This window comes from Chitinophaga agrisoli (assembly GCF_008386695.1).
Taxonomy (GTDB): Bacteria; Bacteroidota; Bacteroidia; order Chitinophagales; family Chitinophagaceae; genus Chitinophaga; species Chitinophaga agrisoli.
Genome location: NZ_VUOC01000004.1, coordinates 2,834,925 through 2,855,577, shown reverse-complemented (window position 1 = coordinate 2,855,577; position 20,653 = coordinate 2,834,925). Strand labels below are relative to the sequence as shown.

At 50.0% G+C, this 20,653-nt stretch carries 15 protein-coding genes; 7 read left to right on the top strand and 8 right to left on the bottom strand.

Annotated features, from left to right (window positions below; translation table 11 throughout):
* Positions 1–62: 62 nt before the first annotated feature.
* The 5 genes from F0L74_RS30375 (at position 63) to F0L74_RS30355 (ending at position 8,004) form a co-directional block, all read left to right on the top strand.
* Positions 63–3,392, top strand: a complete 3,330-nt coding sequence (locus F0L74_RS30375) for a SusC/RagA family TonB-linked outer membrane protein (protein ID WP_149841639.1) — start codon at positions 63–65, stop codon at positions 3,390–3,392.
* 48 nt (positions 3,393–3,440) lie between these two features.
* On the top strand, positions 3,441–4,892 hold the full coding sequence (locus tag F0L74_RS30370; RefSeq protein WP_149841638.1) for a SusD/RagB family nutrient-binding outer membrane lipoprotein: 1,452 nt from the start codon (positions 3,441–3,443) through the stop codon (positions 4,890–4,892).
* A gap of 161 nt (positions 4,893–5,053) precedes the next feature.
* Positions 5,054–5,368 carry a DUF3467 domain-containing protein gene (locus F0L74_RS30365; protein WP_149841637.1) on the top strand — a complete coding sequence of 105 codons (315 nt, stop codon included), beginning with the start codon at positions 5,054–5,056 and terminating at the stop codon, positions 5,366–5,368.
* Positions 5,369–5,390: 22 nt separating this feature from the next.
* A complete protein-coding gene (locus F0L74_RS30360) occupies positions 5,391–6,467 on the top strand; it encodes an Ldh family oxidoreductase (protein WP_149841636.1) in 1,077 nt (358 codons plus the stop codon).
* A gap of 214 nt (positions 6,468–6,681) precedes the next feature.
* Positions 6,682–8,004 carry an aspartate kinase gene (locus F0L74_RS30355; RefSeq protein ID WP_149841635.1) on the top strand — a complete coding sequence of 441 codons (1,323 nt, stop codon included), beginning with the start codon at positions 6,682–6,684 and terminating at the stop codon, positions 8,002–8,004.
* 139 nt (positions 8,005–8,143) lie between these two features.
* On the opposite strand, the gene F0L74_RS30350 is transcribed toward F0L74_RS30355, so the two are convergent.
* From F0L74_RS30350 to dinB, 4 genes are all read right to left on the bottom strand, one after another.
* Positions 8,144–8,611, bottom strand: coding sequence for an RES family NAD+ phosphorylase (locus F0L74_RS30350; protein WP_149841634.1), 468 nt, complete (start codon positions 8,609–8,611; stop codon positions 8,144–8,146).
* Between the two features lie 17 nt (positions 8,612–8,628).
* Positions 8,629–9,090 carry an Xre family toxin-antitoxin system antitoxin gene (locus F0L74_RS30345; protein ID WP_188316230.1) on the bottom strand — a complete coding sequence of 154 codons (462 nt, stop codon included), beginning with the start codon at positions 9,088–9,090 and terminating at the stop codon, positions 8,629–8,631.
* Between the two features lie 15 nt (positions 9,091–9,105).
* Positions 9,106–12,087 carry a DNA polymerase III subunit alpha gene (locus F0L74_RS30340; protein ID WP_149841632.1) on the bottom strand — a complete coding sequence of 994 codons (2,982 nt, stop codon included), beginning with the start codon at positions 12,085–12,087 and terminating at the stop codon, positions 9,106–9,108.
* A 176-nt stretch (positions 12,088–12,263) separates the two neighbouring features.
* Positions 12,264–13,415, bottom strand: coding sequence for a DNA polymerase IV (gene dinB / locus F0L74_RS30335; RefSeq protein ID WP_149841631.1), 1,152 nt, complete (start codon positions 13,413–13,415; stop codon positions 12,264–12,266).
* Between the two features lie 144 nt (positions 13,416–13,559).
* Between dinB and F0L74_RS30330 the strand changes: the two genes are divergently transcribed.
* Entirely contained in the window at positions 13,560–14,237 is a 678-nt protein-coding gene (locus tag F0L74_RS30330; protein WP_149841630.1) for an SdpI family protein, read from the top strand.
* Between the two features lie 401 nt (positions 14,238–14,638).
* Here F0L74_RS30330 and F0L74_RS30325 read toward each other — a convergent pair whose 3' ends face one another.
* Positions 14,639–15,097 carry a hypothetical protein gene (locus F0L74_RS30325; protein ID WP_149841629.1) on the bottom strand — a complete coding sequence of 153 codons (459 nt, stop codon included), beginning with the start codon at positions 15,095–15,097 and terminating at the stop codon, positions 14,639–14,641.
* A 139-nt stretch (positions 15,098–15,236) separates the two neighbouring features.
* Between F0L74_RS30325 and F0L74_RS30320 the strand changes: the two genes are divergently transcribed.
* Entirely contained in the window at positions 15,237–15,989 is a 753-nt protein-coding gene (locus F0L74_RS30320) for an XRE family transcriptional regulator (RefSeq protein WP_149841628.1), read from the top strand.
* A 526-nt stretch (positions 15,990–16,515) separates the two neighbouring features.
* Here F0L74_RS30320 and F0L74_RS30315 read toward each other — a convergent pair.
* From F0L74_RS30315 to F0L74_RS30305, 3 genes are all read right to left on the bottom strand, one after another.
* Positions 16,516–17,415, bottom strand: a complete 900-nt coding sequence (locus F0L74_RS30315; RefSeq protein WP_149841627.1) for a histone deacetylase family protein — start codon at positions 17,413–17,415, stop codon at positions 16,516–16,518.
* A gap of 15 nt (positions 17,416–17,430) precedes the next feature.
* Positions 17,431–18,081: a ligase-associated DNA damage response endonuclease PdeM gene (gene pdeM, locus F0L74_RS30310; RefSeq protein ID WP_149841626.1), complete on the bottom strand. Its 651-nt coding sequence runs from the start codon at positions 18,079–18,081 to the stop codon at positions 17,431–17,433.
* A gap of 106 nt (positions 18,082–18,187) precedes the next feature.
* Positions 18,188–20,638 carry a ligase-associated DNA damage response DEXH box helicase gene (locus tag F0L74_RS30305; RefSeq protein WP_149841625.1) on the bottom strand — a complete coding sequence of 817 codons (2,451 nt, stop codon included), beginning with the start codon at positions 20,636–20,638 and terminating at the stop codon, positions 18,188–18,190.
* Between the last annotated feature and the right edge of the window lie 15 nt (positions 20,639–20,653).

Below are 20,653 nucleotides of genomic sequence, written 5' to 3'. Positions count from 1 at the left end.
GGTCGAACCGAAATTTTTCTCAACTTGTGGGCCGTGTCAACCAAAATCTAAATCGTTACTAAATGAAAAAGACGTTACTCTTTTTCACCATGCTTATGGTGATTGTAACGCTGGCCTTTGCCCAACAGCGCCAGGTTACAGGTAAGGTAACAGGAAGCGATGGCGCTCCTATACCGTTTGCAACAGTACAAATTAAAGGGACAAACACAGGCTCCGCCACTGGACAAGACGGCAGTTTCAAATTAAATGTTTCCGGAGACAATGTAGTATTAACCGTTAGAAGCGTAGGTTACGCCACACAGGATGTGACGGTGGGCGCCTCCGGGGTTATGAATATTACATTGCAGGTAAGCAATGAAAGCCTGCAGGAAGTAGTGGTAACTGCTTTGGGCATCAAGAGGGAAAAGAAGGCATTAGGTTATGCCATACAGGAAGTAGGCGGCGACCAGCTGACTAAGTCCAATGAGCAGAACTTCCTTAACTCACTTTCCGGTAAAGTATCCGGTATGCAAGTGACTGGCGCCAGTGGCGCAGTAGGCGCTTCTACCCGTGTGGTATTAAGGGGTAACAACTCCTTCAAGAACAACGATCCGTTGTATGTAATTGACGGTGTGCCCATCAACAACTTCTCTACAGCAGCAACCGGTAATGGTTCTGTGGACTATGGTAACGGTGTTGGAGATCTGGATCCAAACAACATTGCCTCCATCTCTGTACTGAAAGGCGCTAACGCTGCCGCGTTGTACGGTTACCGCGCTGCCAACGGTGTGATCCTGATCACCACCAAAAATGGCAAGAATACCGGCAAAACCAATGGCATTGGCGTAACCTACTCTGGTGGCGCTTCTTTCGAGAAGATGTATATTCTGCCTAAGTACCAGAACAAGTATGGCCAGGGTGGCTATGGTGATGAATACTACTACAACCTGTTCAAAACAGGCCAGCTGGCGCTGAAAGATATTGGCGCTGATACCACGCTGAACCCCCAGTCCTACCAGGAATGGGCACAGCAGATCGGTTTTGCCTATAAAGACGGTTTAGGTGGTGGTGTAACAGATGGCGTGGATGAAAGCTGGGGCCCCCGCCTTGATGCGGGTTTAAACCTGCCTCAGTTCAACAGTCCCATAGATGCCAACGGTAACCGCCAGGCTACTCCCTGGGTATCTCATCCTGATAATACGAAAAGCTTCTTTGTTACAGGATTTACCATTGACAACTCTGTAGCTGTTGCATCTAATTCTGACAAAGGCGCTACCCGACTGGGTTTAAGCAGCCAACGCCAGATGGGTACCATTCCCAATACTGACCAGACCAAATACAGCGTTGCATTAAGCACTACCCAGCAGGTAACTGACCGTTTAAAGGTGGACGTGCTGGCCAACTACGTACGTATCAATAACGACAACCTGACCGGACAAGGTTATAACACCTTTAATCCGCTGCAATCACTGGGGGGCTGGTTTGGCCGCCAGGTTGATGTACAGGACCTGAAAGCGCATTATAATGATGAATTTGCCAACGGGTTCCCTTACAACTGGAACAGCAACTACCATGATAACCCGTACTTTAACGTGTATAAAAACCTGCATGGCCGTGCTAAAGACAGGATCTTTGGTTATGCCAGCGCCAGCTACAAATTCCATGACTGGTTAACATTAACCGGCAGGATAGGTAATGACTGGTCTTCAGAAACGCGTAAAGAACAATACTGGAACAAATCCAACTTCACACTTATCAGCGCCAAAGATAAAGAGTGGGGTGGCGGTTATTTCAGGCAGACTCAGTATAACCTGAACGAGCTGAATGCTGACCTGATCTTAACCGGCGCTGGTAAATTAAGCAACGATTTCTCCCTGTCTTATACTGCAGGCGCTAACTTCCGCGAGTACCGCACCAAGATGACATTGCTGGGTGCTGATCAGCTGACGGTGCCTAACCTGTTCACTATCTCCAACACCAAAGGCCAGGCCGTTACTGATATGCAGTCTACCGGTCTGCGTTCCAACAGCGTGTTTGGACAAGCATCATTTGGTTATAAGAGCTGGTTATATTTAGACGTGACTGCACGTAATGACTGGAGTTCTACCTTACCTTCCAACAACTGGTCTTATTTCTATCCCTCTGCCAGCTTAAGCTGGATATTCACAGAGGCGCTGAAGATGAACACTTCCATACTTAACTATGGTAAGATCAGGGCCAGCTGGGCACAGGTGGGTAATGCCACTAATCCTTACCAGATCTATGCCACTTACAATACACAGGATAATCAGAACCCGGTACGTCCGCTGCCTCCTTTCAACGGCGTGACCATGTATCATATCCAGACTATCCTGCCTCCGGTTGATCTGAAACCTGAGCGTACCACCAGTTCTGAAATAGGCGCTGAATTGCAGTTCCTGAACAACAGGCTGGGTCTGGATGCGACCTACTATACTAAAACTACCAAAGACCAGATCATGGCTGTAGATATCTCTCCCGCCACTGGTTACCGCGGTCAGTATATCAATGCCGGCGAGATCTCCAATAAAGGTGTGGAACTGCAGCTGAACCTGGGTATCCTCCGTTCTGACAAGGGCCTGAACTGGGATATGACCATTAACTGGGCTAAGAACAACAGCAAGGTAGTTAGCCTGTATACTGATCCCAGAACTGGTCAGAAGTTACAGTCTTACAACATCTCCACTGCATGGTCTACTACTGTAGACGCTATACCTGGCCAACCTTTCGGTGTGATCAGGGGGGTAGGTTTTGCAAGGGATGCTTCCGGCGCAATCATCGTAGGCGATGATGGGCTGCCCACTTTTGGTCCTATAAAGGAACTGGGTAATATCACTCCAGACTGGATTGGTGGCGTTATGAACACCCTCACTTTCCGCAACGTGCGTTTCAGCTTCCTGATCGACATGCGTAAAGGTGGCGATCTGTTTAGCGTAACGGATTGGTTTGGCGCTTACAGCGGCGTGCTGGAGTACACTGCTGAAGGTAATATCCGCTCCAATGGCCTGATCGTAGGTAAGGATGTACTGCAGAATGAAAGGGTAGTAAAAGCCGACGGTAAGGAAAATGATATCCGCGTAGGTGCGCAGGATTATTTCCACAGCCTGTATGGCGGCCGTGAGAGCTCCATCATTGATGGTTCTTACATCAAACTGCGCCAGATAGAGCTGGGTTACACCGTACCTGCTAAAATGCTTAACCGTATCAATTTTGTGAAGAGCGCAGGTATCTCCTTCTTTGCACGTAACGTAGCGCTGCTGCATACTGATAAGAGCAACCGCGCTCACATCGATCCGGAAACCAGCATGGGTTCTCTGGAAGATGGTTTGGGCATTGAGCAGTACCAGATCCCGTCCAACCGTAGCATTGGCTTTAAGCTGAACGTGGGTTTCTAATACTGTAAAGGAATAAGCTGATTAACGGATTTAAAACACCGCACAAAAATGAAAAAGTTATTATATACCATCATAGCAGGCAGCCTGATCTTCGCGGGTCAGTCCTGTACCAAGAAGTTCGAAGAAATTAATATTGACCCGAACAACCCGCGGAACGTAAATGCCACGAACATCCTGGCTTACGTGATCCAGAACAGCGGATCCACGCTGTTTGATGTTTGGGGTGATATGAACGAGCCGGAAACTTACGGCGGCCACCTTGGCAAGATCCAATACATTGATGAAGCCCGTTATGTATTCCGCCCTGTCACCGTACAGAATACATGGCGTTATACTTACGTGAACCTGGAGAATGCCCAGTTGGTAATGAAGGCTGCGCAGGCACAGGGTAATGTGAACCTGGAGGCTGCCGCCATGACTTTCCAGACATTCTTATGGCAGATTGCCACAGATACCTGGCGTGATATTCCGTTCTCCGACGCATTGGCTGGCGACTCTGGCGTGCTGACACCGAAATATGATAAACAGGAAGATATCTATCCTGCACTGTTGACAAGACTGAAAGCAGCCGGCGATATGTTTGCCCAGGAAGGCGATGGCAAACTAGGTGAGGGCGACCTGCTGTACGGTGGCGATGTTAGCAAATGGCGCAAGTTCTGTAACTCACTGCGGTTGCGTGTAGCTATCCGTATTTCCAAAGTGAATGCACAGCTGGCCAAAACCAATATTGAAGAAGTCTTGGGTAATCCGGCTAAATACCCTGTGTTCGAAGGCAATGAAGACAATGCCTTCCTGGAATGGACTGGCTCCACTCCATATATAGAGCCATGGGCCAGTGATGCACAGGGCCGTGATGACCATGCTGTGAGCGCACCAATGGTTACCACCCTGCAAACCTTAAATGATCCCAGGCTACCTGTATATGCTATACCCGCAACAGCAGATAATGTTTTCCGTGGCGTAGCTATCGGCCCTGCCGGTAATGTGCCCATCGCAAACTTCTCCAGGATCGGCGACCGTTTCCGTTATACTGATGCAGGCTTTACTCCTTTTATGCGTTATTCTGAAGTGGAGTTCATCATAGCAGAAGCGGCCAATAATGGGTGGACAACAGGTACTACCGCTAAAGACGCCTATGATCTGGGCGTACTGGCCTCTCTGGCAGAAAATGGTATTACCGGCGCAGCTGCTACTACTTACCTGGCCAGCGCTCCTGTAGCCTGGACTGGCGATGTTACCCGGTTATACACACAAAAATGGATCTCGCTGTTTAAGAATGGTCACGAGGCATGGGCAGAGACGAGAAGAACGGATGTTCCCAATTTACCGGCAGCGGCAGGTTCCCCCTTCGCTGGTCATAACAGGGCGCCGTTCCGTTATCCTTATCCTCAAAACGAAACTACCTTAAACGGTGGTAACAGTGGCTCATTTGTAAAAGAAGTGACTGACAATTTCTGGGGTAAGAAAATGTATTGGGATACAAGAGCCGGTGTCCAATAAGCACCAGTTTAGTTTGTATTATACTGATTGATTTACGACAACCCAGGCAGGTTTTTACTTGCCTGGGTTGTCTCTTTTTAGGGAGGAGGGGCGCCGAACGGCAAAAATCGGTTTGGTTTTGGTGTCTCTTTTTTACTTTTGTACCTCAAACCTACAGAAACATGGACAATCAGCATGAAGAGCAGAACCAGTTAAACATCGAACTGAGCGAGGAAATTGCAGAGGGGGTATACGCCAACCTGGCTATTATCACGCACTCCAACGCAGAGTTTGTAGTGGATTTCATCAATGTAATGCCTGGATTGCCCAAAGCAAAGGTTAAGTCCCGCATTATCTTAACCCCGCAGCATGCCAAGCGTTTTATGAAGGCGCTGGTGGATAATATCAAGAAATATGAATCTGTACACGGGGCTATACAGGACCAGGATCCCGTATCCCTGCCCATGAATTTTGGGGGACCTACTGCACAAGCCTGATCAATAGCACTGATACAAAAGCATGGACCATATTTTTTCCTATCAACATTTAAGGGAGTTTACCAGGGAGGTATTTATCCGTATGGGCTGCTCGTTGGAGCATGCGGATAAGGCCAGCGAGGTATTGTTGTCAGCAGATCTGCGGGGAGTGGATTCCCATGGCGTAGCCCGGTTAACGGGTTATGTGCGTTTATGGGAAGCCGGGCGTATAAATGCCACGCCAGACATACGTATTGTGCATGAAACGCCCAGTACGGCGGTGGTGGATGGGGATGGCGGTCTGGGGCTGGTAGTGGCGCCTTTTGCCATGGAAGTGGCCTTACAGAAGGCTGCCGTAGCAGGCACCGGCTGGGTGAGCGTAAAACATTCCAATCATTTTGGCATTGCCGGCTACCATGCTATGATGGCATTGGAGCGGGATATGATCGGCATGGCCATGACCAATGCCAGTCCGCTGGTAGCGCCTACTTTTGCCAAAGAGCGTATGCTGGGCACGAATCCCATTGCCGTAGCCATTCCCGCTAGAGAACAGCCGGCATTTGTGGCGGATTTTGCCACCACTACGGCTGCCAATGGCAAGCTGGAGATACTGCAACGTAAAAGCCAGGAAGCTCCGGAAGGATGGATACAGGATAAGGATGGCGCTTCAAGCACGAACCCGCATGAGCTCCGGAGCGGCGGCGCATTGCTGCCCCTGGGCGGCGACCGCGAGCATGGGAGTCATAAGGGGTATTGTTTGGGTGCAATTGTTGACATATTTTCGGCCGTTCTTTCAGGCGCCAATTATGGCCCCTGGGCGCCGCCATTTGTGAGTTTCCTGCCATTACCGCCGGATCCGGTGGGAGAGGGCCTGGGGCATTTCTTTGGCGCTATGCGGGTGGATGCTTTCCGGCCGGCAGATGAGTTTAAGGCCCATATGGACAACTGGATAAACCGTTTCCGGCGGGCTACGCCAGTGGATGGCCAGCAGGTATTGATACCCGGCGACCCGGAGCGGGAAATGGAGAAAGAGAGAAGAGAGCAGGGGATTCCTTTGCTGGAGCCGGTGATAAAGGATCTGCGGGAAGTAGGGGAGAAGTTTAAGCTGAGTCTTAGCTGATGTGCTAATGTGCTGATGTGCAGATGAGTTAATGCGTTGATGTCCGGGATGTTTTTGATGAGCTGATTGATGGGGATTGGGGGTTGGAAATTAGCTTACTGGTGGAGCTTTGGGATTCTGGTGGAGGCTTTTGATAGTTACTAAAATAAGGGCTGGCAGCTGATGACTAATCACTAACAGCTTTCGATTAACATATAAAACACTTAACCAAATAATGAAAGTTTTAAAATTTGGCGGCACCTCAGTAGGTAAACCGGAACGTATGCATGCCGTAGCTAAGCTGATAACGGCAGACAACGATCCCAAGATTGTGGTGTTATCTGCCTTGTCTGGTACTACCAATGCATTGGTAGAAATAGGACAATCTCTGGCGGATGGGAACAAGGCACAGGCTAAACAGCAGATAGACAAGCTGGAGAGCCATTACCGTACCTTTTGCGAAGAGCTGGTGAAGCAGGAGGGAACGCGCGCCAAAGCTAAAGCTATAGTAGATGAGCATTTCGAATTCCTTAACATCATCCTCAAGATATCTTTTAACGAAGCGTTGAATAAGGATATCCTGGCGCAGGGTGAGCTGCTGAGTACCCGTTTGTTTGCGGTACACCTGGAGGAAGCCGGCGTACCTGCTGTGCTGGTACCTGCCCTGGAGTTTATGAGCATAGATGAATTTGAAGAGCCGGAAATACCGAAGATCAAGATAAGGCTGGGTAATATGTTGGAAAAGCATAAGGACCAGTACATCTTTATCACCCAGGGATATATATGCCGTAATGCCAAAGGCGAGGTGGACAACCTGAAACGCGGTGGCAGCGATTACTCTGCATCGCTGATAGGCGCCGCCATCAAGGCCCACGAGGTACAAATATGGACGGATATTGACGGGATGCACAATAATGACCCACGGGTTGTGAAAAAGACCTTCCCCATTGAGCAGCTTTCTTTTGATGAGGCTGCGGAGCTGGCCTATTTTGGCGCTAAGATCCTGCACCCTGCTTCCATATGGCCGGCGCAGCATTTTAATATACCGGTGAAGCTGCTGAACACCATGCAGCCGGAGGCCAAAGGCACGATCATCACAGAAATGCCTAATGGCGATGGCGCAAAGGCGATTGCTGCGAAGGACGGTATCATTGCCATCAAGATCAAATCCAGCCGTATGCTGCTGGCGTATGGGTTCCTGCGGAAGATATTTGAGATATTTGAAAAGTACCGCACGCCTATTGATATGATCACTACTTCTGAAGTGGCCGTATCGCTCACTATTGATAATACGCAGAACATTGACCTGATATTGAAAGAGCTGCAGCCGTTTGGCACCGTGGAGCTGGATCATCATCAAACGATCGTTTCCATTGTAGGTAATGAAGTAGCGGCTACGCCTTCTATCATCAAGAAACTGTTCGAAGCCCTGAATGATGTGCCTTTACGCATGATCTCCTATGGAGGCAGCCGGCATAACATTTCCATACTGGTGGGCGGACAATATAAGGAGAAGACCTTACAGCTGCTGAATAAAGGGTTGTTTAACCTGGAATAATAATGTGCTGATGTGCTAATATGCTAATGTGCTGGTATGCTGATGCGCTAATGTATTAATGACTGAACTGCGATTTAATGTGTAAACACAATCTTCGCTTAAATTCATTAGCACATTAGCATATTAGCACATCAGCACATTAGGTTTTTGATTCTTTCAGGCGCTGGTCAAAAACAAAGGGTTGCTGATCGGCCACTAAGACCCCTTCTGTTTCCGGGTGCAGGGGGTTAATAAGATAGTTGAACTCCTCTGGTATTACTACGGAAGGGATCTTAAGGATCGGATATTTGCCTTCTTCCAGCCAGGCGTCGCCTACTTTTTGCAGCTCCGGGAAGGGAGCGAGGGATTGCCAGCCGGAGGGCAGATCCTTGCGCTGGAGGGTCTTGACCGGGAGTTTGTCCGGGATGATGATGGTGGCAATGCAGAAGTCCTGCACGATGTTTTTCAATGGTACATGCACCAGCACTTCCAGGGCGGACAGGGCCCGGCTGCCGGCTGTATACACTACAGGATGCCCCTTGCTGTTCCAGCGACCGCCGTATAAACGGGCGCCAACACCATTGAGATCAGTAATGTACATGCATTTGCTGATACGGTATACTTCCATTCAAATAGGGTAGTGGGTTATGCAAAAATGCCGTGGGCTATTTTGCCAAGTTCGTCTTCGATCAGTTGAAAACCGAAGGTGGTATCTAATAAAGAAATAGGAGGTTGATAGTTAAAGGCAGGCAATGGCGTGCGCATCCATTCCTTAAAATTCTCGAGATCCCCAAACACCAGCGTGCCATGCTGGTAGAGCTGTGACAATAATATGGCTCTTTCGGAGGTATCCGCAGAGAGTTTCTCATCGTCTGCGTAACGTTGCAGCGTTCTTTCGGAGACGTGCAATACCCGTGCTATTTCTGTAAGTGAAAATGATAATTGCTGACTGAGGTTCATGAGCGCTTTTTTAATAATGCCATCCCTGGAAAGCTGTATGAACTCAAAGTAGCCTCTACCTACTACATAAGACGCGCCGCCGGACTCCTGAACGACCATCAGGGCATGTTCCTGCACGCGGTACTCGCTGTTCTTTTGCGGTTTCATACCTTGCGACATTTGTCACAAATATACGGCTTTTTGTCTGGGTGTGAAAGTTTTATCTTCAAAATACCCTATTTTCCGCAAGTGGCTGACATCCAATGTAATAACGCTGTATTCTGCGGATACTTTTCCTTCCAGGGCATAGAAGCCGTTCTTCTGGAGGGGGTATAAGCGGAAACTTTCCGGGAAATGCACGGTATCCAGGAACTCTCCTTCCCGGTCTAAAAAAGTGCCAAAACACATAGGCGCGCCCTGTGCGGTGCGGATAAATTTGGTGCACACCAGGTATCCCAGGCAGCGCACGGTTTCTCCTATCTTATTTTCCAGCTCTTTTACCGTGGTATAAGGGCGCTGGTCATGCTCCAGCACCTCAAAGGGAGAATTTATGGGGAAACCCAGGAGGTCTATTTCGTCGAAGGCGTCTTCGTGGGCATGGTAGGCCAGGTGTGGTAGCTGGTGATCTGTAACCGGCTCGCGGAAGAGGGGCAGTACATGATCTGCCTGGGCATCTTTGCCCCGGAGCAGGGGACTGCTTTTCCATAACAGCTGCTTTTTGGTATGACCGGTAAAGTTGAAGGCACCTATCCGTATGAGGAGATCCAGTTGTTCCGGCGGTGGCTGCATGCGTGTTGTAAAATCCTCCAGGCTGGCGTAGGGACCATATTTAGCCCGTTCTTCCAACATGCGGCAGATCCAGGCTTCTTCCAGTCCTTCTATATGAATGAAGCCTGTATATACATCCTTACCCTGGATGGTGGTGGGATAACGGCTGTTATTGATACAGGGCGGGTGCACGGTAGCGCCGGTCCGCTGCAGTTCCCGGAAATAGAGCTCCCGGTTATAGAAGCCTCCAAAATTATTGATGACCGCTACCATAAATTCTGCGGGGAAGTAGGTCTTGAGGTACAGGCTCTGGTAGCTTTCCACAGCATAGGTGGCGGAATGGGCCTTGGAAAAAGAGAAGCTGGTAAAGCTGGCTATCTGCCGCCATAACTCTTTTGTTACTTCTTCCGGGCGGTTGAGGCGGGCGCAGTTGGCAAAGAATTGTTCCTGCAGTTGCAGGAAAGCGCCGGGGCCGCGGTATTTACCAGCCATGCTGCGGCGCAGGATATCAGCGTCTGCGAGGTCCATATCGGCATACTCGTGGATCACCTTGATCACATCCTCCTGGTATACCATCACGCCAAAAGTTTCACCCAGCACTTTTTCTATGATGGGGTGCAGGTAGGTGACCTTACCGGGGTTCCGGAAATGCTCCACATACTGCCGCATCATACCGGATTGCGCTACGCCGGGGCGTATGATGGAACTGGCGGCAACCAGGGTAAGGTAATCATCACACTCCAGTTTTTTGAGCAGCTGCCGCATAGCGGGGGATTCTATATAAAAGCAGCCGATGGTGTTCACTGTCTTAAGCTGGCGTTTTACCTGTTTGTCTTCTGTAAAGGCTTTTACTGTGTGTATATCGATGTTTACGCCCTTGTTGGCCCTGATGATCTCCAGGGAATCGCGGATGTGTCCCAGGCCGCGCTGGCTGAGGATATCGAACTTATGCAGGCCTATGGCTTCTGCCTGGTGCATATCCAGCTGGGCGGTGTAAAAACCTTTTGGCGGCAGGTGGGTAGCGCAGTATTGATGGATGGGCGCTTCACTGATGAGGATACCGCCGGCATGTATGCTCAGGTGATTGGGGAAGGCTTTATTGTTTGCTGTCATCAACCTGCTAAAATCCAGTATACGCTGGTGTATGCCTTCTTTTTCGAGGTTCAGGTCAAAAGGGTTTTCCAGTATGCGGTCTATCTCTTTCTTGGGCAGGCCGTATACCTTACCCAGCTCCCGTACGATGGCGTTTTCCTGGAAAGTGGCTACGGTGCCTAATAGGGCGGTATACGCTGTACCATGTTTTTCGAATACATAGCGGATCACCTCATCACGGTCACGCCAGGAAAAATCGATGTCAAAATCAGGCGGGGAGCTGCGGTAAGGATTCAAGAAGCGCTCAAAATAGAGGTTCAGCGCAATGGGATCTACATCTGTAATACGCAGGCAGTATGCGATGATAGAGTTGGCGCCGCTGCCCCGGCCTACGTAGAAGAAGCCTCTATCCAGCGCAAACCGGATGATATCGTGCGTAATGAGGAAGTAGGCATTGAAGTTCTGGTCTTCTATGATCTTCAGCTCTTTCTCTATGCGGTACCTGGCTTCTGCATTATCGGGGCCATAGCGGTATTCCATTCCCTGGTAGGCCAGTTCCCGCAGGCGTTCGCGGTCTGCCGCGGCGCTGCCCAGCAGGTATTTTTTATTGCGCTGCGCTTTAAAATCGAAACGCAGCTCGCAGGTTTCCATGATCCGCAGCGTGTTCTGTACAATATGCGGGTATTGTTCGTAGTGCTGCAGCAGATCGCCGGGACTGAGCCAGCTCTCATCCTTCCAGGCGGTGGTAGCCGGTGGCAGCTGGCTGATGAGGATATTCTGATCTACAGCGCGGAGCACCTGGTGCAGCTCATAATACTTTGCATCCTGGAAGGTAACTGGGTGCAGGATGACCAGTTTATCCTTATAAGCGAGGGTATCTATGCGAAATAATTTATTGACTTCGCGAGGGCGTACGCCTACCAGCTCATGTGCTGCCAGTTGTGGCAGCGGGCAGCTGCCCCAGGCATAAATGGCAAATATGCCGGGTAAAGCAGGGGCGCGGTCCGGGAACGGTTCTCCGGTTTGCAGGTGGTTAGAAAGGAAGTGGTTGATGGCATACCAGCCTTCCATGTTACGTGCCAGCAGGATGTATTTGAATGCGTGACCGTTCCGGCATTCCAGCCCGATGATCGGTTTGATACCTTTTTCATGACAGAGCTGGATAAAGGTCCAAACGTCTGCCGTCATGTTGATATTGGTGAGCGCCAGGCTGGTGATGCCCATTTCCAGGGCGGTATCCACGAGTTCCCGGGTGGTGATGGTGCCGTAGCGGAGGCTGAAGTATGTTTTGCAGTTGAGATACATGAGTTGATGTGCTAATGTGCTAATGTGCTGATGTGCTGATGAGTTAATGCGTTGATGTTTGGATGAGTTGATGCTTGAATGTGTTGATATACTGATGTTTTCATGTGTTGATTTTCCTGGCAGATGGTTCTTTGTGGCGATAGATTAGCAGATTAGCACATCAGCACATTGGCACATCAAACATTGGTGGCTTTCATCAGGGCTTGCCATCCAAAGCGGTTCTTTATGTGGTCAATGGCCTGGTATAAGGCGATCATCTCCTGTGTATCGTCAAAGAGGCTGATCTGGTAGTTGCCCTGTACCAGGTGGCTGAAGCGGATGCCGATAAGGCGGACCAGCTGCCGGCGGTCGTAGAGGCGCTGGAACAGCTCCTTTACTTTTTCCAACAGTATATGATCGCTGCAGGTGTAGGCAATGCTCATCTGTTTGGTGACGGTCTCAAAATCTGAGTAGCGGATCTTGAGGGTCACGCAGCCGGTGAGTTTGTCCTGCTGGCGGAGCTCAAAGGCTATCTTTTCTGTCATGCGCACCAGTTCTGCATGGAGGAAGCGCATATCGATGGTATCTGCGGGGAAGGTGCTTTCTGTAGAAATGGATTTTTGTTCATGATAGGGGACCACGGGCGATTCGTCAATGCCGTTGGCTTTATTCCAGAGGGAGATACCGTGTTTGCCCAGCCAGGCTTCGAGGAGGTTCAAGGGGATCTCGCTGAGGGTCTTTACATCTTCTACGCCGCGGCGGTGGAGCTGGGCGGCGGTTTCCTTGCCTACCATGGGCAGCTTTTCGACGGGCATGGGCGCCAGGAAGCTTTTTTCCCCGCCAAAGGCTACGGACATCTGCCCGTTGGGTTTGGCCTCGTTGGTGGCCACTTTGGATACCAATTTATTAGAGGCGAGCCCCAGGGAGATAGGGAGGCCGGACTGTTTGATGATGCGGGTGCGCAGCTCGGTGGTCCATTGGCGGGAGCCAAAGTATTTATCCATACCGGTAAGGTCTAGGTAGAACTCGTCGATGGAGGACTTTTCGTACAGGGGAGCGCTGTCGGCAATGATCTCTGTCACTTCGCGCGATTTTTCGCTGTAGGCGTCATAGTCGCCGCCGCGGACAACGGCATGGGGGCACAACCGCAGGGCGGTTTTCATGGGCATGGCGGAGTGGATGCCATACCGTCTTGCTTCATAACTACAGGCCGCTACCACGGCGCGGTCACTGTGGCCGCCCACCAGCAGGGGCTTGCCTTTTAGCCGGCTGTCCTTCAGGCACTCTACGGATACGAAGAAGCAATCCAGATCGAAGTGCGCAATAGACCGTTGTTGTAATGTGAGCATAGTGCTGTGCTTAATGGTGGAAAGCCATATTCCCCCTATCCAAATGTACTAATAAAATTAGTAATACTAATTCTGTTAGTAAATTATTAACTAAACATAATAGGGTGGTTGTATGTAGTATTATAGACACCTAAATCCACTCTCATGCAAAAGCCGGATCTTCCTAAAGAACTGCTGATGCTGCTGTTACTACTGGTTCCGATAGCTTATCTGGCTATTATATGGAATTGGCTGCCATCTGTAATACCTACTAATTTTAACCTGAACGGGCAGCCGCAGCGGATGGGCAATAAAAGCGATTTCCTGTTACTGATGATCTTCCTGTTCCTGACCAATTTGGCGTTGTACTTTTTGTTCAGGTACCTGCCTAATACGGAGGAGGAAGAAACGGTATTACCGCCGGCTACGGCGGCCCACCGCCGGGAATATTACCGGATCCGTTTTATGATCCATATTTACCTGGCGATCTTTGCCTGCCTCGTGATATTTATGATAAGCCGAGGGCTGCCATTTTTTATGGAACGCTGGACGTTTGCCGGGGTGGGCTTGCTGATAGCCTTGCTGGGCGCTTACCTGCGGAAGCTGCAGCCCAATCATTTTGTAGGGGTGCGAACGCCCTGGACACTGAGGAGCGTGGATAACTGGAAGAAAACGCATAGTATGGCGGGTAGTCTTTGGTTGTGGACGGGGATCATAACGATCGTGGCGGGTTTTTTCCTGCCGCTGATCACGGGGGTGTTCCTGTTGATCTTTATTGGGGCTATACTGGCGGCCTTGCCTTATATTTATTCGTTCAGGTTGTCTAATGAGGATAAGGGGTAGGGGGCATTTGGTGGTAGGGAGTAACGTTGCGATGCAGTTGCAGTAACGTTGACAAGCAGTTGCAGTAAAGGAATGGTATATACGGTGTAAGGAAGTTGATAGGGTACCGGGGATTGGCGAAGGGGGATCGGATGCAGGAGAAGGAAGGGGGAATAAGAGCGGAGGCAGTTGAGGCGGCCGGAAGGGGTATTGTCGAACTATCGCTGGACTATTATCGAACTATCGTCGAACTATTGTCGAAGTATCATCGAAGTATCGTCGAACTATTTCCGTTTTAAAGTAGCCGTGCCTACGGGGCCAAAATGGTATAAAATGTAAATGTGCAAATGAATAACGTATTTACGCGTATATCCATTTGCACATTTTTTATCTGAGCGAGTTTTTACCTAAGGTGGCGGCGATTAGATCCAGCCTCTGCCCAGTGCTGTGCGGAACGGCCAGGGGATGAGCAGGAGGATGAGGAGCAAAGCGATACCGTAGAAGATAAGCGCGGTCTTATGTTTTTTAGCATCGGTTGCTGCTTTTTTTACTTTGGAGCGGCCTATGTGCACCAGTATAAGCGCCAGCAGGGCCATGGTGGTATGTTCTACCGCAAAGAAGCGCAATGTGCTGTCTTTCATAGCGGCTCCCATATCAGACAGGGCGGATTTGATCAGGGGGCTGGTGATGAAATACATCAGCAGGCCTATCAGGAACTGTACGTCCATGCTGATGGAGAAAAAGAGGCTGGCTTTGTTATCAGCGGCTGTGAAAGGTGTTTTGCCACTAACGCCTTTACATGCACGGATAAAAGCCCAGATACCGGTTAAAAGGATAGCCCATCTAAGTATGGAGTGAATGATCAGCAGCGTGTTATGCATAATGCGTTCAGTTTTTTTAAGTTGGATTTTTGTCTGGGGCAAAAATAAGCCGCCATTAGAAATATAATGGGAAATATATTTGGTAATTATAAAAATTAATTGCTAAATTTGTTAGTAATGTACTAAATTCTTTAGGGGTATGTCCATAGCATGTCAAAATCTAAAGTTCCTGCGTAAACAAAAGGGATGGACCCAGCAGGAGTTTGCTGACAAATTAGGTATCAAACGTTCCTTGTTGGGAGCGTATGAAGAGGAGCGCGCGGAGCCGCGCACGGAAGTACTGGAATTGGTCAGCGATATGTTCCGGGTGTCCATTGACGATCTCTTACGGAGGGACTTAGGTTCCCAGAAAGAGAACTTCCTGGAAAAGCGCCGTCAGCAAAAGCTGGGCAATAACCGGCAGCAGGTAGAGTTTGTGCCGGTAAAAGCGGCCGCTGGCTACCTGGCAGGTTATAATGACGATGAGTTCATAGAGGAGCTCAATACGTTCACTTTGCCAATGCTGGGCGCAGGTAGCTACCGCGCTTTTGAAATAGCGGGGGATTCTATGTTGCCTACGCCGTCCGGGTCTGTGATCGTATGTCACAAGGTGGATGGTTGGGAAGAGATCCGTAACAATGAAACCTATATTGTTGTTACGAACCGGGAAGGTATTGTGTATAAACGTTTGCTGAAGAGTAACCGTTCTAAGGGTAAGCTAACGCTGGTATCTGATAATCCGCAGTTTGAACCTTATTCCGTAGGTATGGAAGAGGTGCTGGAGTTGTGGCAATCAGATGCGGTGATCAGCAAGACCGGGCAACAGAGCCGTTTAAGCGTGAATCATCTGGCGGATATGGTGAGCCATTTGCAGGACCAGGTGAGTTTGCTTAAGAAGAAGATCAAAGATTAATATTAAAAATGCTGATTAATAATTCCAATTCCCAAGGTTGTTAGCCCCACTATTCTAAAACCAGATCCATGATGCCGTCCGTTGTCTAGCGGAGCGGCATTCTTTGTTGGGGGGAGTTGGGGGGATGGGGAAGAGGGTTTGGTGTTCTCGTGTGTAGTTATAATATGTATTTGTTGCTGTAGGTTGTTTTGTAGGCTGTGGCATGTACGCGTATGTATATGCGATGCATATAAGGGGCGGGCGTTTTTGCTCGTTGTTTGTAAATCACTTGTATATGCGATGCATATCAGGGATGGCGGTGTTTGCTCGTTGTTCGTAGATCCCTTTTATGTGCGATATATATGAGGGATGGACGTGTTTGTATGTGTTGGTGCTATATGGAGCATGTAGAGATCCTTGTATAGATTGATGGTATAGATTTTTTATTCAATTCTTGTGGTGGTGATGATGTGCATTTATTGCACATGTTGCTGTTGCAAGAGAAGATTATTTGTTAGCCGCTAATGTTTTGCGATACAACTCTCCCTTAATTAAAAATCTCCGCTGCCGCCTTAAACGTATTGCAATGGGCATTTACAATATCTTTTATGTTCACGGAGTATCCGCCACCCATGGCTACGGCACAAGGAATGCCGTGCTGGTGGAGCAGGGAGAATACCATCTCATCGCGCTGACGGCAGCCTGCCTGTGTTAGTTTAAGTTTGCCGAATTTATCTGTTTCCAATATGTCTACGCCGGAAAGGTAAAAGACGAGGTCTGGTTGTACGCGGTTAATGAGCGTGGGGAGGGTATCTTCCAGTAGTGTAAGATAAGTACTGTTGTCAGTGCCGTCTGTGAGGGGAATGTCCAGATCGGAGGTTTCCTTGTGGAAAGGGTAGTTGTTAGCGCCGTGCATACTGAAGGTGAATACCTGGTCATTGCCCTGGAACAGGGCTGCGGTGCCGTTTCCCTGGTGTACATCCAGGTCTATGATCAGGATCTGTTTTACCAGTAGCTGCCGTAACAGGTAGTTGGCTGCCACGGCAAAATCGTTTAACAGGCAAAAGCCTTCTCCACGGTCTGCGTAAGCGTGATGTGTGCCGCCAGCCACATTGAGGGCTACGCCATGCTGCAGGGCATGCAGCGCACAATCAATGGTACCCTGACAAATGGTGATCTCACGCAGTGTAAGGGCGGGAGATTGGGTAAAGCCAATGCGGCGTTGTTCCCGGTCGCTGAGGGTTTGGTGTTTGAGTTTGTGCCAGTAATCCACATCGTGGGTATAGAGGATGATGGCTTCTTCCAGGGGTGTGGGGGCGAATAGCTGTGCCGGTGTGATCACGCCTTCGCGGAGCAGCTGTAAGGGTATGAGCTCATACTTTTCCATGGGAAAGCGGTGCCCGGCGGGTAAAGGATGTATGTATACAGGATCAAAAGCTATCTTCATGACGCGGTTTCCGGTTCATTGTATTTGAAAGATACTCTGGTTGGCAATGGCGAATACGCTGCCATCTTCTTCCGGCTTTAACATAGCCAGGCCGGTGAAGCGCCCAAAGGCCGGCAGTATGCCGCAGCTTTTGCCAAAGTAGAAGCAGGGGAGCCGCACATGCTGCCGCCCGCTGCCGGCAATAGCCACGCCGGGATGCAGGTGGCCGGAGAAAACATAGGGGCCGTTTTCCTCTGCGTCGCAGGGCTCGTGCATGAAATGTATGTTACGCAGCGTGAGCGTGTCGTGTACAGTGATCTGTAAAGAGTCATACAGATCGCTGGCCAATATATCATGATTGCCTTTTACCAGCTCGAATTGAATATTCGGGAATTGCTGGCGCCAGAGGCGGAAATACATTACATCGTTATTGACGCTGCTGTGGAACAGATCGCCTACTATGATCAGTTTTGCGGGATGATACCAGGTGATGAGCTGTTGTAAGCGGAACAGGTCTTCCTGTATAATGCCTGCAGGCACGGCAATGCCGGCTTTTCTGAAATGGGCGGATTTACCCAGGTGCAGGTCAGATAAGATCAGCGCTTTTTCTTCTTCCCAGAAAAGGGTTTTGCCTGCAGATAAACGCCATGTTTGTTCTTGAAAATTAAATACCACTTCCTCCACCACGGCAATATAATTACAAATTACTAATTACGAATTACTAATTGATAGTGAGCAGGCCATCGTACATGAAAATCGCTTAAGCAGTACGCGACCCAGCTATACATGTCCTTTAAAATTTGATCATTCTCTTGATACGGTCTTCCAGCTTTTCGCTGGTGAGCTGTTCCCGCAGGCTGTCTACCTTAATGGGGAAACAGAAGGGCGTGAGCCGTGTAGGCTCTGTGATCACGATATGGCTGTTATAGATGCGCTCCATGGCCTCGCGCAAACGGGCTTCTTCCATCTGGTAAAAGAAAGCTTCATTAAATGCCTGGCGCAGCAGCAGGTTATGGGCATCATAGTCTTTGAATACATTAAACAGTAAGGAGGAAGACGATTGCAAATGCCTGCTGGCTTTGTGTTTGCCAGGATACCCCTGGAATACCAGGCCGGCAATCACCGCGATGTCGCGGAATTTGCGGCGGGCCATCTCCGTGGAGTTTACGCTGGAAGGCAAGTCTGTGCTGAGGTTATCCGGTGAGAAGAGGTAGTGTACATTGCCTTCGTCCAGGGGGATGGGTTGATCGCTGAGCAGCTCAAAACCGTAGTCCGTCATGGCGATGGAAAATGTGATGGGGATCAGCTGGCTGAGGCGGTAGGCCAGCAGCGCGGCCATTACCTCATGCACCAGGCGGCCTTCGAACGGGTATACAAAGAGATGATAGCCGTCTTCCGTCTGGATCTTTTCTATCAGCAGTTCCCTGTCTGAAGGAATGTGAGATAGTTGTTCCTGCAGGTCGAACAAGGGCTGAAGGATCATCAGCTCCGGCTCTGTAGATGTACCGGAAAGCGCTTCATTAAATGTGCGGCGCAATATGCGGCCAAGGTTGGCAGAAAGGGGCATACGCCCACCGCCCCAACTGGGCACAATACCCCGTTTAGCTTTGGATTTACGCACCAGTACTGTCATATCCTTGATCATCACAAATTCCAGTATGTAACCGGCAGTGCTGAAAGTGTCGCCCGGTTGCAGGCGCGCCACGAACCATTCTTCTATCATGCCAATATAGCCGCCGGTCATGAACCTTATTTTCAGCATAGCATCGCTTACAATCACGCCTATGTGCAGGCGGTGGCGCATGGCGATCATACGGCTGCGGCAGATATAGCGATCGCCTTCGCGCTCCAGCTTGCGGAACTCGTCATAACTTTGCAGGGCATCACCGCCGGTGGTGAGGAAGGAAAGGATCCATTGCCAGTCTTCGGTGGTGATCTCGCTGTAACAGAAGGTGCCTGTTACCTCTTCCCAGATCTCATCCGCATTAAAACCGTCAGATACGCCCAGGGTCATCAGGTATTGCAGGAGCACATCATAAGCCAATAGTACGGGCATACGGCTTTCTACCAGTTCTTCCTGTATGGCAGCTTTAAGGGCAGCCGCCTCCACCAGCTCGAGGGCATGGGTGGGCAAAAAATAGATACGGCTGATGGCGCCCGGCTGGTGACCGCTACGGCCGGCCCTCTGGAGGAAACGCGCCACGCCTTTAGGGCTGCCTACCTGTATTACGGTATCCACCGGGCGGAAGTCTACGCCCAGATCCAGGCTGGCCGTACATACCACGGCTTTGAGTACGCCACTATGCAGTGACTCTTCGACCCAGGTGCGCAGCTCCATATCAATAGACCCGTGGTGCAGGGCAATGGCGCCTGCCAGATCCGGGCATTGCCGCAGTATTTCCTGGTACCATATTTCGGATTGGGAACGGGTATTGGTAAAGAGCAGCGTGGTGCGGCTTTTCAGTATAATGGGCAGGGCCTTGGGCAGCATACGGAGGCCCAGGTGGCCGGCCCAGGGATATTTTTCGATCTCATCCGGCAGCACACTTTCCAGGGCAATTTCTTTTTTAAGCTGCGCGCGTATGATCACCGCATCGGGGTCTGGCCGGCCCAGCAGCACATCCATTGCTTCAGTTAAATTGCCAATGGTGGCGGATATGCCCCAGATCTTCAGCGGAGGGCGGCCTGCTTTGCGGGCCAGGCCTTTGAGGCGGCTTAATCCCAGTTCTACCAGCACGCCCCTTTTGCTGCCCAGCAGCTCATGCCATTCATCCACTACTACGGTGTGGAGGGTGGTAAATAAGCGGGCGTATTCTTTCTGTGCCATGAGCACATGGATACTTTCCGGGGTGATGATAAGCACCTCCGGCATCTGTTTCTTTTGCTGCGCGCGTGTAGCGGTAGGGGTATCGCCATTGCGGATACCTACCTGCCAGGGGATATCCAGCTCCTGCAACACTTCTTCCATGGCGCGGCCAATATCCTTGGCCAGCGCCCGTAAGGGTGTGATCCAGAGCATCTGTACGCCATTCTTTTGTTGCTGGCGGAATGTTTTTGGGTGACGGTCTATCCAGTCAATCACTACGCCCAGGAACAGGGAAAAGGTTTTACCGTAACCGGTAGGGGCATTCACCAATCCTGATCTTCCCTGCTGATAGGCTTCCCAGGCTTGTTCCTGGAAGGCAAAAGGCTGCAGATCTTTGGCAGCCAGCCAATCTTTTATCACTTTCCATCCTGCGGTCATTTTATGAAATTAGAA

Coding starts and splice junctions, on each gene's coding strand:
- F0L74_RS30325 (WP_149841629.1), bottom strand. CDS start 15,097: ATGCATAACACGCTGCTGATCATTCACTCCATACTTAGATGGGCTATC.
- F0L74_RS30355 (WP_149841635.1), top strand. CDS start 6,682: ATGAAAGTTTTAAAATTTGGCGGCACCTCAGTAGGTAAACCGGAACGT.
- dinB (WP_149841631.1), bottom strand. CDS start 13,415: ATGCTCACATTACAACAACGGTCTATTGCGCACTTCGATCTGGATTGC.
- F0L74_RS30360 (WP_149841636.1), top strand. CDS start 5,391: ATGGACCATATTTTTTCCTATCAACATTTAAGGGAGTTTACCAGGGAG.
- F0L74_RS30365 (WP_149841637.1), top strand. CDS start 5,054: ATGGACAATCAGCATGAAGAGCAGAACCAGTTAAACATCGAACTGAGC.
- F0L74_RS30370 (WP_149841638.1), top strand. CDS start 3,441: ATGAAAAAGTTATTATATACCATCATAGCAGGCAGCCTGATCTTCGCG.
- F0L74_RS30305 (WP_149841625.1), bottom strand. CDS start 20,638: ATGACCGCAGGATGGAAAGTGATAAAAGATTGGCTGGCTGCCAAAGAT.
- F0L74_RS30320 (WP_149841628.1), top strand. CDS start 15,237: ATGTCCATAGCATGTCAAAATCTAAAGTTCCTGCGTAAACAAAAGGGA.
- F0L74_RS30345 (WP_188316230.1), bottom strand. CDS start 9,090: ATGAAACCGCAAAAGAACAGCGAGTACCGCGTGCAGGAACATGCCCTG.
- F0L74_RS30330 (WP_149841630.1), top strand. CDS start 13,560: ATGCAAAAGCCGGATCTTCCTAAAGAACTGCTGATGCTGCTGTTACTA.
- F0L74_RS30375 (WP_149841639.1), top strand. CDS start 63: ATGAAAAAGACGTTACTCTTTTTCACCATGCTTATGGTGATTGTAACG.
- F0L74_RS30350 (WP_149841634.1), bottom strand. CDS start 8,611: ATGGAAGTATACCGTATCAGCAAATGCATGTACATTACTGATCTCAAT.
- F0L74_RS30315 (WP_149841627.1), bottom strand. CDS start 17,415: ATGAAGATAGCTTTTGATCCTGTATACATACATCCTTTACCCGCCGGG.
- F0L74_RS30340 (WP_149841632.1), bottom strand. CDS start 12,087: ATGTATCTCAACTGCAAAACATACTTCAGCCTCCGCTACGGCACCATC.